Source organism: Rhodococcus sp. NPDC058639, assembly GCF_042717545.1.
Lineage (GTDB): Bacteria > Actinomycetota > Actinomycetes > Mycobacteriales > Mycobacteriaceae > Rhodococcus.
Genome location: NZ_JBHXRF010000009.1, coordinates 98,288 through 115,264, shown reverse-complemented (window position 1 = coordinate 115,264; position 16,977 = coordinate 98,288). Strand labels below are relative to the sequence as shown.

Below are 16,977 nucleotides of genomic sequence, written 5' to 3'. Positions count from 1 at the left end.
CAACTCCTTACCGCTGTGGCGAGCTACTTCCGTGTGGCGAGGTCGCCGGCGGCGAAGAACGCTTCGCTGTGATCTCCGGCGGCCTTGCCCGTGAACCGGTCGTCGCTGAACGGCGTGCCCATGACGCCCTGCGACCAGTCGACCGAGACGCCGTCGTCGCGGAACCAGTCGTAGAGCATCGTGCGTTCCGCGATCCGCCACTGTCCGTCGCGCTGCGCGAATCGATCGAGGTAGCGGCCGCCGAGGACGGTGTCGCGTTCCTCGGTGCCCATGTCGACGCGGTGGTAGGCGACGACATGGGTTTCAGCGAGCAACGCATCACCAGCCGGTTCGATGTGGGTCTGGCCGAGCAGATGCTGTGTCACCAGAACGGCGGGCGAGCCCGGAACGACCCATGCGAGGTAGTCGTCGAACGACCCCGCGAAGATGCCGAAATCCACGGTCGCGTCCGGCCAGAAGGCGGCGCGGACGGACTCACCGTCTCGGCGATCCTCGCCGCGCGCGAGTCCGACGACGCGCGCACGGACCCGATGGTGTGCGAGAAGCACGTCGAGGTCGGGGTCTTCGCTCACTCCGGGCCGTCCTCGGACGCGTAGCCGATCACGGCCTTGATCTCGAGGTAGTCGTGGAAGCCGAATTCGCCCCACTCGCGCCCGTTCCCGCTCTTCTTGTAGCCACCGAACGGAGCACCGAAATCGAATGCGCCGTTGATGGTGATGTTGCCTGCGCGGATTCGACGTGCGACGCTGCGGGCCTGCTCGAGGTCCGCGCCGGCCACGAATGCGGCGAGGCCGTAGTCGGTGTCGTTGGCGATATCGACGGCGTGATCGATGCTGTCGTAGCCGAGGATCGTGAGCACCGGCCCGAAGATCTCTTCGCGTGCGATCGTCATGTCGTTCTTGACGTCCGCGAAGACGGTGGGCTGCACGTAGTACCCGACGCTCAGTCCGTCCGGACGCCCGACACCGCCGCCGACGAGAGTCGCGCCCTCGTCGATGCCCTTCTGGATCAGCGACTGGATCTTGTCGAACTGTGCCTCGGACACCACCGGCCCGATCGAGAAATCGCCCTCGGGGTCGCCCACGGTGATCTGCGACAGCGTCTGCGCCGCGACATCGATGGCTTCTGCCATGCGCTCGCTGGGAACGAGCATGCGCGATCCGGCGCTGCAGGTCTGGCCGGAGTTGACCATCATGGTGGCGACGCCCGCTCCGACATTCGCGGCGAAGTCGGCGTCGTCGAGAATGACGTTCGGGCCCTTGCCGCCGAGTTCCTGCGTCACGCGCTTGACGCCCACCGCCGCGGCGGCGGCGATGTCGATTCCGGCGCGCGTCGAACCGGTGAAGGACACCATGTCGATATCGGGATGGCCGGAGATCGCCCGGCCGACGCCGGCGCCGTCACCCTGGACCAGGTTGAACACGCCCGCGGGGACACCCGCTTCGTGCAGGATCTCCGCGAAGACCTGTGCGCTGAAGGGCGACTGCTCCGACGGCTTGAGCACCATGGTGCAGCCGGTGGCCAAGGCGGGGAACACCTTCACCGCGATCTGGTTGAGCGGCCAGTTCCACGGTGTGATCAGGCCACAGACGCCGATGGGCTCCTTGGCGATGAGGGTGCCGCCACGCTGCTCCTCGAACGTGAAGTGCTCGAGTACGTCGATCGCCGTGGTCAGGTGACCGAGTCCCAGGTTCACCTGGAAGCCACCCGCCAGCGCCTTCGGAGCGCCCATCTCCTCGGTCAGTGCGGACGCGAGATCGCCCATTCGCTGCTGGTAGATGTCGAGTATGTTGCGGAGCACGCCCAGTCGCTGCTCGCGGCTCGTCTCGGACCAAGCGAGAAAGGCGCGACGGGCGGCTCCGACCGCTTTGTCGACGTCCGCGGCGGAGCCGAGTGCGACGATCCCCGCGACCTCCTCGGTAGCCGGGTTGACGACCTCGAAGGTCTCCGACTGCGCTGGATCGACCCACTGCCCGTCGATATAGAACTTCCGGTACTCACGCATGTTTGCCCGATTCTCTCGTGTTGTTCGACCCGGAGGTCACTGCCGAACTCCGGAAAGGCGGTGTCACTGCTGACCTTCGGCGTACCAGGTACGGAACTCGTCGTAGCTGGGCATTTCCTCCGAGTTGGCCTTGGGGTCGACGGCCACGTGGATGACGCCCGGCTTGCCGCTGGCGTAGGCGCGTTTGATCGCGGGCGCGATGTCTTCGTCGCGCTCGACGTACTCGCCGTAGCATCCGAACCCTTCGGCGACCTTGTCGAAGCGGGTGTCCTTGCTCCAATGGACACCGGTCTCCAACGATCCCTGACCGTAGGTGCGCTTGTAGACACCGACTTCCAGGCCCCAGGCGTAGTCGACCGCGACGACACAGACGAGCGGGAGACCGAGACGCGCAGCCGTTTCCAGTTCGGCGATGTGGAACTGGAACGACGAGTCGCCGGTGATGAGCATCATCGGCCGCTTGCCTCCGGCCGCGACCCCCGCGCCGACGGCGTAGGGGAGACCGGTGCCGAGATGGCCGAAGTTCTGGTTCCACATCACGTCGTGCGGCTTCGCCTGTGAGTACGTCCAGCCGAAGATGGTGGTGGCGCCGCCGTCGCGGACCATGATGCCGTCTTCCGGGAATGCCTTGGTGGCCTCGACGATCAGGCGGGCCGGGTGCACCGGGGACATGCCGGACGGTGCCGTCTCCGCGAGCTCCGCCAGCTGATCGGCGTCCTGCTTGATCCAGCCCTCGAGTTCCGGCGACGGGGTGCGCGGGGAGTCCTTCAGCGCGTCGACAAGCTGGGGCACGATCGCCCGCAGGTCGCCGACCAGCGGAACGTCGATCGGCCGGTTCACTCCGATGGCCGAGGGATCCTGTTCGACGAGGATCCAGTGACGGTTTGCCTCGTTCGCGACCCAGTGCCGTCCGCGACCGAAGTGCACCGGCTCACCGAGTTCGGTGCCGATGGCCAGGCACAGGTCGGACTTGACGACCGCGTCGATGGCGGCGGCAGAGAATCCGTAGGGGAAGGTCCGGTCCTCGAGTCCTTCGATGTAGGACGTGCCGCCGGAGGTCTGGATGACCGGGCAGGCCATCAGGTCGGCGAGGGCCTTCACGGATGCGCCCGCCCGGGACGTATGCACACCGTGACCGATGAGCAGAACGGGTTGTTTTGCGGCACCGATCAATTCGGCTGCCTTGGCGACGAGGTCCGCACCGGCGGTCTGCCCGACGAGGCGGTAGGCCTCGGGCGGGAGAACGGGGGGAAGGTCGAGTTCTTCCTGGATGACGTGCTGCGGGTACTCGATGTAGACCGGACCGGGAGTGCCGGAGAGGGCTTTGCGCAGGCCCTCGCGGATGATCTCGTCGGTCTGCTCGGCGTATTCGATGCTGGCGCTGTACTTCACGGAGTTCTCGACCAATGCCATCTGCTGCACGAACTGGATGCGTCCGCGCCGGACGCGTTGTTCGGTGATCCGGGCGCGTTGCCCGCCGAGGAAGATGACGGGGGAGTTCTCGACCTTGGCGCACATGATGGCGCCCGCGAGGTTCGCGAGTCCCGGCCCGAGCGTGCCGATGCACAACGCGGCCTTGCCCGTCATACGGGAGACGGCTTCGGCCATGAAGCCGGCGGACTCCTCGTGGTGAGGCGCAACGACGTTCCAGCCGCGCTCCTCCGCGAGATGGAACAGATGAACGAAGTTCGGATCGGGAATGCCGAAGAGGGTGTTGATGCCCTCGGCTTCGAAGAGATCCAAAATGCGTTCGTAGACCTTAACCGACATGCGTGCTGCCCTCCATGGCTATCGCAAAGCTTTTCGTGATGTGGTCGACGTGACCGGAGACGGCCGGCAGGATCCACGGATCGTCCGTGTTCCGGATGGCGTCGATGTTTTCCGCAACCTCGTCGATCGACCATGACGGGCGGTAGACCCCTGGGGTTTCGGCGACGAACACCTTCGCCACCCGGCCGGCGATCGCGGCGAACATTTCGCCGGTGAGCGAGCAGGACTCGTGGGCGAGCCACCCGACGACCGGAGCCGCGAGTTCCGGTCCCATCGGGGGGTACGACGACGTGTCGAGTCCGTCGGCAAGCCTCGTCAGAGCCGCCGGGATGATGACGTTGGACGTGACGCCGTGGTCCGCGCCTTCGATCGCGGCGACGTTGGACAGCCCGATCATCCCGGCTTTCGACGCCGCGTAGTTGGCGACGTTCGCGTTGCCGTAGATGCCGCCGATCGACGAGGTCAGCACGATTCGCCCGTATCCGGCTTCACACATGAGGGGGAATGCCGGACGGACGACGTGGAACGCCCCGCGCAGGTGAACGTCGAGGACCGCGTCGAAGTCCTCGTACGACATCTCCGACAGCGACGCATAGCGATTGTTACCGGCGTTGTGGATGAGGATGTCGATGCGGCCGTAGTTGTCGAGCGCGGCCTGGACGATCGCGCGGCCACCTTCGGCGGTCGCGACGGATTCGGTGCACGCGACGGCCTCGCCGCCGGCCGCGCGGATTTCGCGAACGACTTCGTCCGCGGGGCCGGAGTCGACGTTGTCTCCGTTGATGGCGGCGCCCGGATCGTCGACGACGACCTTGGCACCCAGGGATGCGAGCAGGAGCGCGTAGTCGCGCCCCAACCCGCGGCCGGCGCCGGTGATCACGGCGACGCGGCCGTCGAACCGCAGGTCAGACATCGGACACTCCTCGTGCCGTCGCGATGTGGGGGTGGGGTGCAGGTGTCACTTCTCGAGCACCAGACCCTCCAGCTTCCCTGTGCTACGCCAGTTTTCGAGAAGCTCTGTGAGTTCGTAGAAGCCGCCCCAGAAGGGATCGCCGAGGAACGAACGGCCGCTCGGCTCGCCTTCGCTGTTGTAGTAGCCGGGAGTGCACTCCGTCGTGAAGGTGCTGTTGTCCACCGAGTACGTCCGGACGGTCTGGATCCAGTCCTCCTCCGCCTCGGCCGTGGGCTCGACGACGGTGGCGCCGCGGGTCTGCGCTTCCTTGATGATGTAGGCGATGTGGTCGGCCTGCTGCTCGAACATGAGGGTGGTCGACGCGGTGACACCGCCCTGGACGAATCCGGTCGCGAAGTGGTTCGGGAACCCGTGCGCCATGATGCCGTGCAGCGTGCGGAAACCCTTACCCCAGTGGTCGTAGAGCGAAGTGCCTTCGCGGCCGGCGAACGGCGCGATGTCGAACTGGCGCTCGAGCGCGGTGGTGATCTCGAATCCGCTCGCGAAGACGATGCAGTCGAACTCGTGCTCGACGCCGTCGACGACGATGCCCTTCTCGGTGATCCGTTCGACGCCCTTGGTCTCCGACACGTCGACGAGGGTGACGTTCGGGAGGTTGAACGTCGGAAGGTACTCGTCGTTGAACACCGGCCGCTTGCACATGTTGCGGTAGTACGGCTTCAGTTTCTCCGCCGTCTCGGGGTCTTCGACGATCTCGTCCACCCGGCGACGGAGGCGCTCCATCGCCCGGTAGTCCTCGATCTCCTTCAATTCCATGAACTTCGCCGGATCCGCCAACGCTGCCCAGCCGTTGGTCTCGTTGAGCTTGGCCGCCATGTTGCGGGCGACCTCGGTCCACCCGTCGCAGATCAGGTCGGGTTCGCCCGGGTTGTAGAAGGCGAAGGCCGCATTGTGGAAGTTGCGCTGCCGCGCCGCCCGCCAGCCCGGTTCGAGGCTCTCCACCCATTCGGGGTCGGTCGGGTAGTTGGCCCGCTCGAAGATGTAGGACGGGGTCCGCTGGAACACCGTCAGGTGCTTCGCGCCACGCGCCAGGTGCGGGATCGCCTGGACGCCGCTCGAGCCCGTGCCGATGATGGCGATCTTCTTGTCGGCAAGCTTGTCGAGCCCGCCGTGCAGGTCGCCACCGGTGTAGTCGTAATCCCAGCGGGCGGTGTGGAAGGTGTGGCCCTTGAAGTCGGTGATCCCGGGAATGCCCGGAAGCTTCGGGCGGTTGTAGGGACCCTGCGCCATGACGACGAAGCGAGCACGGATCTCGTCGCCCCGATTCGTGCGGATCTGCCAGCGATCGATCTCGTCGTCCCACTCCAGGGAGCGGATCAGGGTGTGGAAGATCGCGTTGTCGTACAAGCCGAACTGCTTACCGATGCGCTGGGCGTGCTCGAAGCATTCGTCCCCCTTCGAGTACTTCTCCTTCGGCATGTAGCCGGTTTCCTCGAGCAGGGGGAGATAGCAGTACGCGTCAGAGTCGATCTGGATGCCGGGGTAGCGATTCCAGTACCAGACGCCACCGAAGTCGCCGCCCAGTTCGACGATGCGGAAGTCGGTGACGCCGGCCTGCTGAAGACGATGTGCCGCGATGAGACCGCAGAACCCGCCGCCGAGGATGACTACCTCGATGTCGTCGGTGATCGGTTGCCGTGGCACGACCGGCATGTGCGGATCGCCCTCGTAGAACTCCGAGAACTCGTTGTCGGCTTCGAGGTACTGTTTCTGGCCCTCGGGGCGAAGTCGCTTGTCGCGCTCGGCGAGGTACTTCTCTCTGAGGGCGGGGATGTCGACGTCGGGCGTCTGGGTGGGGGCGCAGTTCTGCATGCGGAGGTCCTCGGCTAGGGGTGGGATTCGGGCTCAGGCGAGATCGCGCGGAGCGCCGGTACCCATGTAGGTGGCGAGATTGTGGTGGAGATTGGCGACGCTGCGTTCGCGGTACGGATTCGGCTTGGGACCGGAGAACCCGCGGGTCTTCATGCCCTTCTGGACTGCGGCCATGTTGTGGAAGTCCTGGGGAAGCACCGTGCGCCAGCCCGGGTCGTCCGCCGGGGTGTACTCCCATTCCGTCTTCGGCTCCTCACCGGCGGGGAAGAGTTCGTACACAGCGGCTTCGAAGATGCACTTGTCGGGGTCGTCGCCGTAGGGACGGGCGCTGTAGCAGAGCATGTTGTTGAGGGCATGCCCGATCTGGAAGTTCGGGAAGATCTGCCACGCGGTACCGCTCTGGGCGACCACCTCGGGTGGAACGGTCGGCCACACCACGCCGCGTGCCTCGTCGTCCCGGCGGGCCGAGTCGAGCCAGTGCCGCAGCACCTGATCGGGAGGCGTGCCTTCGGGCAGCTCGTCGATCAGCCGCTGTGCGGCGTCGACCAGTGTCCGGGTGGTGTTGGTGTTCGCGTTCTCCCACGTGAAGTTCTGCAGCTGGATGGTGGCCTTGCGCGCGTCCGGACCGTTTCCGACCCGGAGCTTCGCCTGGTTCTCCTCCATGCCCTTCGGCGCGTCGTAACCGATGTTGCTGTGCTTGCCCTGCGCTCGCGACCATCCCAGGAAGTTGCCGAAGTTCATGAACTCCGGGTGGGTGTACGGCACGTGGTAGGTCTCCATGAAGGCTTCGAGCGCGACCTTCCAGTTGCAATCGAAGACCAGCCATTTGCGCCAGCGGTACCGCATGTTCTCGAGCTGGAAGTGATCGAGCAGGGAAGCGGCCGGCTCGAGGTAGTCCCGCAGCGGCTCGGACTCCGGGTCCATGTTGATCCAGATCCAGCCGCCCCAGGTGTCGACCTTGACGTCCACGAGACGGGACCGCTCGGCCGTCAGGCTTTCCTTCCAGTCGTCCCGTTCCGGCGCAAAGGTGTTGTTGCCGTCGAGGTCGTAACGCCATCCGTGGAAACCGCACACGAATTGCTTTGCGCACCCGTGCGCTTCGCGGGCGCCGGCCGGGGTGTCGACGAGTCGGCGCCCCCGGTGCGAACAGACGTTGTGATACGCGCGGATCGTCTCGGGGGACGTGCGCACGATGATGATCGAGTCGTCGAGAATCTCGTAGGTGAGGAAGTCCCCGACCTTGGCGAGTTCCTCGACGCGGCCGACCTGTTGCCACACCTTCGCCCAGAGTTTGTCGCCCTCGGCGCGTGCGTATTCGCGGGAGGTGTACGCCTCCACGCCGATCGTGAGCGGGGTCGAAAGCGGTTCGGTGGACGCAGTGTCTTCGATGTTGTCGACAGTGTCGGTCATGGGATCTCCTCTGAAACCGTGCTGTGTCAGCGTGTGATGGCGGCGCGGAAGGTGTCGTCCTTGAGGAACAGCGAGGTGTGGTCGGCGCCCATGTGGGTCCACTTGAGGTTCAGTCCGCCGTCCACGAGGATCGTCTGCCCCGTGATGTAGCTCGACAGTTCGGACAACAGGAAGAGAATTGCCCTTGCCTGTTCCTCGGGTCTGCCGCGGCGGCCCATGGCGATGGCACGACGGTCGCGCTCGACGTCGTCGTCGACATAGGTCCCGGAGGCCGGGGTCGCGGTGACCCCGGGCGCGATGGCGTTCACACGGATGTTGTCCGTGGCGAGTTCGACGGCCATCGTGCGTGTTGCCGCAACGAGTGCGGCCTTGGCAGTGCCGTATCCGACGTGGAACGGCGCGGTGTTCATGCCACTGATCGACGAGATGGAGACGATCGATCCGGGCAGTGACCGCGACTTGAGTTCGGTCGCCACCGCCTGGCTCATGAAGAACATCGTCTCGAGGTTCTGGGCGAATAGGGCTCGCCAATCCGCCCGGGTGACTCGGGTCGACGGCATCCACGTGGCCGGTGCGGCGCCACCGGCGACGTTGACCAGTCCGTACAGCTCGCCGTCCGTCCGGCGAGCGGCCTCCAGGGCTGCGGCGATCCCCTCGTCCGTGGATGCGTCCGCTGCGACCGGAACCACTGAAAGCCCCTCGGCAGCCATAGGTTCGATGTGTTTACCGAGGTTCTCCTCGGAGCGGCTCACCGCAACGACTGTCGCGCCGGCCTGGGCGACCATTCTGGTCACCGACGTGCCGATGCCGCCGCCCGCAGCCCCGGACACGATGACCGTGCGTCCGCTGAGATCGAGGAAGCTGTTGTTCATCGGGGTGCTCACCTCTGCTCACGGATCGCGAGGATGCTGCCCTCGGCGTCGGCGGAGACGTACAGCGTGCCGTCGGGGCCTGCGGCGATTCCGGCGAACGGTCCCTGCGGGCCGGCGAACGGAACGATGCCCTTGAGAGGTTTGGGTGTCACGCCCTCGGGCGCGCCGACCGGCAGGTGCCGGGCGATGATCTGCTGCGCCTTGGTGTCCAGGTCCACACTGATCAACTGCTTCGACCCGGCGTCGACGATGTAGAGCTTTCCGTCGTGCACGAGGATCCCCTGCGGCCGTTCGAGACCGTCGACGAGCGTGTCGACACCACTGCTCGTGACGGAGACGACGCGTCCCGCTCCGGCTTCGGAGACGAGAAGGGTTCCGCCTGCGGTGAATGCCACACCGGTCGGGTCCTGCAATCCGGAGGCCAGCACTTCCGACTGTCCGGACCGGACGGAGTGCACCTTGCCGGTGCCGAGGTCCGCGACCGCCACGGTTCCGTTCCCGGAGACCGCGACGCCGTAGGCCTGGGAGAGTCCGCCGAAGAGCGTCTCGCTCTCGGCGGTGGAGGGACGGTAGCGGGAGACGTGAGTGTCGCCGGCGACGATGAATTCGCCGTCCCCGACGGCCGTGACGCCGCGGATGTAACCGGGCCAGCCGGGGTGGAAGAGCATTCCGGCGGTGTGCAGTTCGCCGTCGGAGCCGAGCGCGAGCAGGAAGGTTCCGTCGGCGACGAAGAGGGTGCCGTCCGGGCCCACCGTCAGATCCAGCGGCCAGGTCAGCCCGTCCGCGAGGGCCGTCTTCGTCTCGCCGCCCCCGAGCACCTCGGTGATCTGCCCGGTGAAGCTCGACACGAACAGGCGGTCGCCGACGAAGGTGAGATTGTCGAGGCCCGAACCGATGTCCGCGATGACGGTGCTTTCGCCGTTGCGGGGGTTGATGCGCAGCACCTGTCCCGAGGCCACCTGGGGAGAGATGATGTAGCCCTCGGCGTCGAACTTCAGCGCGACCGGCACGCCGAGGTCGCCGGCGACACGCTCGGGTTCACCACCGTCGGGATCGATCCGCCAGATGTCGTTGGTGCCGAGCATCGGGTAGTACAGCTTTCCGTCCGGCCCGACTTCGAGGGCGTTGGGGAGCTGGAGGCCTTCCGCGAGGATCTTCGGTGCACCGCCGTTGAGATCGATCTCCATGAGGCGACCGTCGGGGCGGCATTCGTCGACGAAGAGCCGGCCCTGGTGGAAGGTGATGCCATTCGCGCCGGGAAGGTCGTCGCGCAACAGGCGGGTGCTTCCGTCCTTGCCCCGCACGCTGACTCGGCCGTCGTAGTACTCGGTGATGTAGAGCTCGCCGTCCGGGTGGAAAGCCAGGTCGTCGGGCGCGGTGATGTCGCTGCCCATGGCGCTGATCGTCTCCAGTGCGCCGGTCTCCGGGTCGAAGGCGCTGATCTGGCTCCCGGCCACCTGTGCGACGTAGATGCGGCCGTCCGCGCCGGCACGGATCCCGTTTGCGCCGAACAGCCGGCTGGGAGGCGTGAGCCGTTCGAGACTCCATCCTTCGGCGAGGCTGGTCGATGAACCTGTGTAGCGCGACCCTTGCGTCAAGGTGGGTCCCCTTCTGTAAGAGAACCGAGTTCTGCGTTATTCGAGAACATGGTTCTGCCGTCATGGGCGCGAGAGTGGGCCTGTCGTGACGTGCATGCGGAGAATCGGTGTAAAAGTAGTGACGTAAGCCACTCCCGGCTGTGTTTCGCAGTTAACCACGAACGCGACAGCGTTACAAGTATTGTTATCCTTACAAGGATAGACGAAGTGCACGTCGGCTACGGCGAGAATCGCATTCTCGTCAAATCGCCCAGGGGATCCGAAGGGCTGGACCGACGCCGACTCGGCCCGCTACACGACGAAACGGCCGGGCACGGCGTCGAAACGCGGTGCCCGGCCGTTCGGTGGCGTACCGGGTGGGAGTGCCCGTGGAGTTGGGGAGTGCTTACATTCGCGAACGCCGGCCGGAGCGAATGGCGTTGCGCTCGAGTGCGGCCGACGCGTTGACCACGCTGTCGCCGAAGCGTTCGAGTACGAGGGTCTGAGTCGCGGCCAAGTGCACGCGCGCCAGACGTTCGGCCTCGTCTGCACGGCCGGCCGCAATTTCCTTGACGATGCGCTGGTGGGCCCGGACCGCTTCGTTCGCATCCTCTTCGGCCGGGTACTCACCGCGTCGGGTGAGGGCCTCTGCCCATGCCTCTTCCTGCGCCGACCACAGTGCGACATAGCTGCTGACGGCGTAGCGGATCGTGACGTTCGGTGTGAAGGAGACGACGAGATCGTGGAACTCGCGCGCTGTCTGTGTGAAGGCGACGCCATCGCCGACCACCTGGGCGGAACTCTCGACTGCCGCTTCGAGGACGGGCACGACCACTTCGAGTCGGTCCTCGCGTCGCGCGCACTCGGCTGCGCACATCGGTTCGAGCATCTGCAACCCGGCCGCGAGGTCGCGCAGGGTCACACGGGCGCCCTGAAGCGAGAGTCCGAGGTGGTAGGCCGCGGAGAATTCGTCGGGGCGATGCACTTCCGCGCCGCCGACATTGCCTCGGCGCACCGTGACGAGGCCCTCGGTTTCGAGGATGCGAAGTGCTTCCCGGATCGAGGGGTAACTGACGCCGAAGTCCTTGACCAACTGATCTTGCGTCGGCAGGCGGTAGTTGTCGTCGGACAGGATGTGGTCGCGCAATTCGGCGGCAACGGTCTCGGCGATGCGGCGTTGGGGTACCCGGCCGCGCCGCGGGGTCGTCACGAAATGCGCCTTCCATACATGGAACGTGAGTCTAGCGACAGGCTGTCTATTCTACCAAGTATTAGGAGGTTAATTCTCTTAAGCATTGCTATCCTTGTTAGGATTGTCGTAATGTCCGGGCATGGACTTCACGATGGGTGGGGCGGCCCCGGAACTCCGGAGTGAGCTGCGCCGGCTGGTACACGAGCACGTCCCCTCGCACTTTCTGGGGGCGTTTACCGACGACCCCGCCGATCTCGAAGCGGCACAGGCGTTCTGTCGGCTCCTCGCCGACCGTGGCCTGCTGTGCATGACGTGGCCCGAGGAATTCGGTGGTCGTGGAGCGTCGATCTGGGAGCAGACGGTGGTCCGCGAAGAGATGTGGGCGCACCACGAGCCCAGGGGCGCACAGTATATGGGCGTGAACTGGGTGGGGCCGACGATAATGCGTCACGGGACCCCGGACCAGCAGAGCACCCATCTGCCGCCCATCGCGCGGGGCGAGGCGATCTGGTGCCAGGGGTTCAGTGAACCGGGATCCGGTTCGGACCTCGCCTCGTTGCGGACCGCTGCGCGCCGTGACGGCGACGGGTGGCTCATCTCCGGCCAGAAGATCTGGACCTCCTACGCCACGATGGCGCAGTGGTGTTTCCTGCTGGCGAGGACCTCGACCGGCGCGCGGAAACAGCAGGGCCTCACAGTGTTCCTCGTGCCGATGTCCGATCCTGCCATCGAGGTCCGGCCCATCCGCGCCATGCTCGGGCCCCACCACCTCAACGAAGTGTTCCTCGACAACCTCCGGGTCACCGACGCCGATGTTCTCGGCACGGTGGACGAAGGCTGGAAAGTGGTGCAGGAAGTGCTTGCCTACGAACGCGTGGGCATCGCCCGGTACGCCCGATGCGAGCGTCTCCTGCAAGCGGCGCCGTCGGTCCTCGGCGACCGGTGGGACGATGTGCCGGACGAACTGAAAGCACGCTGGGCAAGGATGCTCACCCATTGCCGCCGGGCCCGGCTTCTCGCCTACCGGGTGGTGTCGCTGCAAAGTGCCGGCGACGTGCAACCGGGCGACGCCGCGGCATATCGGATCGCCGTGACCACGCTCGATCAGGACAGTGCCGAGGTACTCACCGAGATAGCTGCCTACGCGACACCGCCCGACGCCGATGCGAACCGATTCGACGACGACACCGCCAAATGGTTCCGGCGCGCGGTCGAAGATCACTGGCGGTATTCACAAGCAGCCACCGTGGCATCGGGAAGCATCGAGATGCAGCGGATACTGCTGGCCCGAACCCTTCTGGCGGCATCATGAACACGGAACTGAGCACGGAAGCAACCGACTACGGACGCGAAGTGGTCCGAGCGCTGGAAGCGGCCGGAGGTGACGACCTCACCCTCGCAGTCGAAAACGACCCCGACCGTCGCCGAACGACCGTGGCACCACTGCTCGGTGAGCTGGGTGCGTGGGATCTCGATCCGCGTGGCAACGCCGACGAACTCGAGGCATCCGCCGCCCTGTGCCGCAGCGTGGGCTACTGGGCGGTGCCCTACCCGGTCGCGGAGCGGTTGGCGCGCCCTACCGATCTCGACGTCGACGGACTGCTCGTCGTCGCGGACTCCGACCCCAAGGCGCCCGTCGGATGTCTCGATCTACGTTGGGCCGCAGTCTCGCTGGACGGACGGCGCAGTATCGCGGTGGCACGGCCCCCGAGCACCCCGCCGAGAACCTCGGCGTTCGTCGCGCAACTCGACCTGCAGCACGTCGACGACAACGGTGCGACGGACCTTGCGCTCGCACTGACCCTGCCGTGCTGGACGTTGCTCGGAATGCTCGACCGGGCTATGGAGTTGACGCGCTCGCACGTGCTCCTTCGTGAACAATTCGGTGCGCCGCTCGCCAAGCTTCAAGGTGTCCAGTTCCAGCTCACCGAGGCGGAAGTCGAACGCACCGGACTGGACGTACTCGCGAAGTACACACTGTGGAGCATTCAGGCCGGCAACGCCGAAGCAGTCGACGATGCGCTCGCACTGCGCCTGGCGGCCGTCGAAGCTGCACAGACGGTGTTCCGGGTCGCGCACCAGTTGCACGGCGCGAGCGGGTTCTGTGACGAGACGACGCTGTCCTGGATCTCGCGGTACAGCTTGCCGATACGACGCATCCCGTGGGGACCGTCCGGGACGCTCGACGCGTTCACCCGCCGGATCGGGCGGCGTGGACTGACGGGATTGTTCGGTGACGCTCACGAGAAAGCGATGCGATGAACTACGAATTCCCGGGCGCCCTGACCGTGACCTGCGACGGCCCGATCCGCATCGTCGAAATCAACCGCCCCGACGAACTCAACGCCGTCGACAAGAATCTGCACCGGGCACTTGCGACCGTGTGGCGGCAACTGGCGGCCGACACCGACGCCGCGGTGGTGATCCTCACCGGAGCCGGCCGCGCATTCAGTGCCGGTGGTGACCTGGACTGGATCACCTCGTTCCTCGACGACCCGGTCGGGCGCGACGAGAGCATTCGCGAGGGTGCCGAGATCATCGACGAGATGTTGCGCTTCCCGCTCCCCGTGATTGCCGCGGTCAACGGGCCGGCAGTCGGCCTCGGCTGCAGCGTCGCCGTGCTCTGCGACGTCGTCCTCATGTCGGAGAAGGCATACCTGGCCGATCCGCACGTGGCAGTCGGTCTTGTCGCGGGGGACGGTGGCGCTGCCTTCTGGCCGTTGCTCACCCCGATCATGCGGTCCCGGGAGTACCTCTACACCGGAGACAAGATCACGGCGAGCACGGCGGTCGAACTCGGCCTTGCCACCCGCGTCACCGCACCCCAGGATCTGTTGCCCGAGGCCCACCGCCTCGCTGCCCGGCTCGCCGCCCAACCCGCGCAGGCATTGCGGGATACGAAGCGAGTGGTCAACATGTACCTGTCCCAAGCGCTCGGCGGTCCGATGCAGGCCGGTTTCGCGGCTGAGGTCGCGACCATGCAGTCCGCAGAGCATCGGGACCGGCTGACCGCGCTCCGGAAGAACGCGTCGAGACAGAAGGAGTCGACGCGATGAAGTCTGCGGCCCCTACGCTCGCGGAATTCCGGGCCACGGTCCGCGACTGGTGTCGCGACCACGTTCCGGCCGACTGGCGCCGGGCGCAGACCGGAGTGCCGGACGGCGAGTTCGTGCGATTCCAGAAGGAGTGGTTCCAGACGCTGCGCGAGGCAGGCTTCGCTGTGCCGCACTGGCCGAAGGAATGGGGCGGCGGGATGCCGGTCGCCGAACAGGTCGTGCTGTATCAGGAACTGGCCGCACACGACGCGCCTCGTCTGGTCCTGCCCTTCGTATCGATACATCACGCCGCATCGACGCTGCTGGCGGCGGGCACCGATGAACAGCGGGAGCGCCACCTGCCCGCGATCCTCGACGGAGAGATCTGGTGCCAGGGATTTTCCGAGCCCGGCGCCGGATCGGACATGGCTGCGCTCACGACGAGCGCACGCAAGGACGGCGATACGTACGTCGTCAACGGGCAGAAGCTGTGGGCGAGCGGCGCGATGCACGCCGATCGGTGCCTCCTGCTCGCCCGCACCGATCCCAGCGCCCCGCAGCGCCGCGGCATTTCGTACTTCCTGATGGATATGCGCACACCCGGAATAGAGGTACGGCCCATCCGGCAGGCGACCGGAGAATCGCACTTCTGTGAGATCTTTCTCGACGACGTGATATTGCCGGAGACCGACCTCGTCGGTCCCGAGAACGAAGGCTGGCGCGTCGCACAGGAAACGCTCGGGGCCGAACGCGGGATGACCATGCTCGAACTCGCAGAGCGGCTGGGCAACGGTGGATTCCGGTGGCTCGTCGAGTTGTGCGCCCGACCGGGGCCGCTCGGGACGAGGCCACTCGACGATCCTCTGGTCGCCGACCGACTCGCCCAGTTCGAGATCGAACTCACCGGACTGCGCGCGCTGTGCGCCGAGTTCGTCGCGGACGATCGGCCCGGCCCGGCCGATGCGTCGATCGTCAAGCTTTATTACAGCGAATTGCTCCAGCGCATGACCGGCTTCGGCACCGAGATCGCCGGCCTCTCGGCCCACACCCAGCTTCGCAAGCCGTCGTCGAGCGGATGGGAATCCGGTGCATGGGTACTGGATTTCATCGGGTCGTGGGAATGGACGATCCCGGGTGGAACCAGTGAAATCCAGCGCACCATCATCGGGGAACGCGGCCTCGGCCTGCCCTACGAACCGAGAGGCAACCGATGACGGAGTCGCTCACCGACCTTTCCGAGTTTCACGACGATGTGCGCGCGGTCGCCCGAGACATCCTCGGCCGATCGGGAAGCGAGACCGCGCCGGGGTGGGAATCGATCGCCGGCTCCGGTTGGCTGGGATTCGAGGCACCGGGGGAGTTCGACGGTGCCGACGCGACTTTCGCGGAAGTGGCGGTGGTGCTCCGCGAAATCGGTCGTGCGGCCGCTCCCGGCCGGTACCCGGCGGTCGCCGTACTGGCGATGGGGGCACTCGGTCTGCTCGAGCCTTCCCCGGATCGTGACCGTTTGCTTCGCGACACCGTCGCGGGGACGTCTGTTCCGGTCTTCGCCGCAGCAGGTGAGCCCACGGGCCGGATACCTTTCCGTCTCGAGTACGTGCCGGGCGGCGCAGTTCTCGACGGCACGGCGCCCTTCGTTCTCGGGGCGCCCGGAACCGACCGCATTCTCGTGCCGGCCGAGGAACCCGACGGGACGATCGTGGTCGTCGACGTGGATCGGCGAACTCCCGGCCTGATGGTCACCGAGCAACCGGTGATCGACGCGACCCGCAGTTTCGGTTCCGTCCTTGCGGCAGAGTTACGCGTTCCCTCCGAGTCGGTGTGGCGATTTCGCGGCGACCCCCGGGAGGCGATCGGACACCTTCACGACCGGGCCGCGGTGGCGGTGGCATGCGACAGCCTGGGTCTGAGCGAGGCGATGCTCGAGGCCACGGTCGCCTACGCCGGCGCGCGGGAACAGTTCGGCCGCAAGATCGGTTCCTTTCAGGCCGTCAAGCATGCGTGCGCCGACATGCTCGTTCAGGTGACGGTCGCGCGGAGGCTCGTCGATGCGGCCGTTCGCGGCATCGCAGGCAGGGACGCGGACGCGTCGGTCGCGGCATCGATGGCGAAGTCCTATGCGTGTGCCGGAGCAGTCGAGATTGCCGGTAAGGCAATGCAATTGCACGGCGGTATGGGCTACACCTGGGAGAGCGGTATCCACGTATACCTCAAGCGGGCGACGCTCAACCGTTCGCTGTTCGGCTCGCCGGCGTTGCATCGCGCGCGTGTGGCGGAGCGGTACCGGGCCGGAACCGGATGAAATCGAAGAGTCTTCGTGATCGCTGAGAG

14 protein-coding genes are annotated in these 16,977 nt (G+C 66.2%); 5 read left to right on the top strand and 9 right to left on the bottom strand.

Features of this window, described 5'->3' with window-relative positions:
- Positions 1-23 precede the first annotated feature (23 nt).
- The 9 genes from ACFWU2_RS18530 to ACFWU2_RS18490 all read right to left on the bottom strand — a co-directional run bounded on the left by ACFWU2_RS18530 (position 24) and on the right by ACFWU2_RS18490 (position 11,629).
- Positions 24-572: a nuclear transport factor 2 family protein gene (locus tag ACFWU2_RS18530; protein WP_378609151.1), complete on the bottom strand. Its 549-nt coding sequence runs from the start codon at positions 570-572 to the stop codon at positions 24-26.
- Positions 569-2,005 (bottom strand): aldehyde dehydrogenase family protein, encoded by a 1,437-nt coding sequence (locus ACFWU2_RS18525; protein ID WP_378609148.1) that lies wholly within the window; start codon positions 2,003-2,005, stop codon positions 569-571. The genes ACFWU2_RS18530 and ACFWU2_RS18525 overlap by 4 nt, the downstream gene beginning before the upstream one ends.
- A gap of 63 nt (positions 2,006-2,068) precedes the next feature.
- Positions 2,069-3,775 (bottom strand): thiamine pyrophosphate-binding protein, encoded by a 1,707-nt coding sequence (locus ACFWU2_RS18520; protein WP_378609145.1) that lies wholly within the window; start codon positions 3,773-3,775, stop codon positions 2,069-2,071.
- Entirely contained in the window at positions 3,765-4,688 is a 924-nt protein-coding gene (locus ACFWU2_RS18515) for an SDR family NAD(P)-dependent oxidoreductase (protein ID WP_378609142.1), read from the bottom strand. Before ACFWU2_RS18515 ends, ACFWU2_RS18520 begins: the two co-directional genes overlap by 11 nt.
- A 45-nt stretch (positions 4,689-4,733) precedes the next feature.
- Entirely contained in the window at positions 4,734-6,560 is a 1,827-nt protein-coding gene (locus ACFWU2_RS18510) for a flavin-containing monooxygenase (RefSeq protein WP_378609139.1), read from the bottom strand.
- Between the two features lie 33 nt (positions 6,561-6,593).
- On the bottom strand, positions 6,594-7,970 hold the full coding sequence (locus tag ACFWU2_RS18505; RefSeq protein ID WP_378609136.1) for an SRPBCC family protein: 1,377 nt from the start codon (positions 7,968-7,970) through the stop codon (positions 6,594-6,596).
- 26 nt (positions 7,971-7,996) lie between these two features.
- Positions 7,997-8,842 (bottom strand): SDR family NAD(P)-dependent oxidoreductase, encoded by an 846-nt coding sequence (locus tag ACFWU2_RS18500; protein ID WP_378609133.1) that lies wholly within the window; start codon positions 8,840-8,842, stop codon positions 7,997-7,999.
- Between the two features lie 8 nt (positions 8,843-8,850).
- On the bottom strand, positions 8,851-10,440 hold the full coding sequence (locus ACFWU2_RS18495) for an SMP-30/gluconolactonase/LRE family protein (protein WP_378609130.1): 1,590 nt from the start codon (positions 10,438-10,440) through the stop codon (positions 8,851-8,853).
- A 385-nt stretch (positions 10,441-10,825) separates the two neighbouring features.
- A complete protein-coding gene (locus tag ACFWU2_RS18490; protein WP_378609127.1) occupies positions 10,826-11,629 on the bottom strand; it encodes a FadR/GntR family transcriptional regulator in 804 nt (267 codons plus the stop codon).
- A gap of 121 nt (positions 11,630-11,750) precedes the next feature.
- Here ACFWU2_RS18490 and ACFWU2_RS18485 point away from each other — a divergent pair, with 121 nt between their 5' ends.
- The 5 genes from ACFWU2_RS18485 to ACFWU2_RS18465 are packed head-to-tail and all read left to right on the top strand — an operon-like array spanning position 11,751 to position 16,948.
- Positions 11,751-12,923 (top strand): acyl-CoA dehydrogenase family protein, encoded by a 1,173-nt coding sequence (locus tag ACFWU2_RS18485; protein ID WP_378609124.1) that lies wholly within the window; start codon positions 11,751-11,753, stop codon positions 12,921-12,923.
- A complete protein-coding gene (locus ACFWU2_RS18480) occupies positions 12,920-13,873 on the top strand; it encodes an acyl-CoA dehydrogenase family protein (RefSeq protein WP_378609121.1) in 954 nt (317 codons plus the stop codon). The genes ACFWU2_RS18485 and ACFWU2_RS18480 overlap by 4 nt, the downstream gene beginning before the upstream one ends.
- Complete coding sequence (locus tag ACFWU2_RS18475; protein WP_378609118.1) at positions 13,870-14,667, top strand: enoyl-CoA hydratase/isomerase family protein; 798 nt, start codon at positions 13,870-13,872, stop codon at positions 14,665-14,667. The genes ACFWU2_RS18480 and ACFWU2_RS18475 overlap by 4 nt, the downstream gene beginning before the upstream one ends.
- A complete protein-coding gene (locus ACFWU2_RS18470) occupies positions 14,664-15,860 on the top strand; it encodes an acyl-CoA dehydrogenase family protein (protein ID WP_378609096.1) in 1,197 nt (398 codons plus the stop codon). The genes ACFWU2_RS18475 and ACFWU2_RS18470 overlap by 4 nt, the downstream gene beginning before the upstream one ends.
- Positions 15,857-16,948, top strand: coding sequence for an acyl-CoA dehydrogenase family protein (locus ACFWU2_RS18465; protein ID WP_378609093.1), 1,092 nt, complete (start codon positions 15,857-15,859; stop codon positions 16,946-16,948). The genes ACFWU2_RS18470 and ACFWU2_RS18465 overlap by 4 nt, the downstream gene beginning before the upstream one ends.
- Positions 16,949-16,977 lie beyond the last annotated feature (29 nt).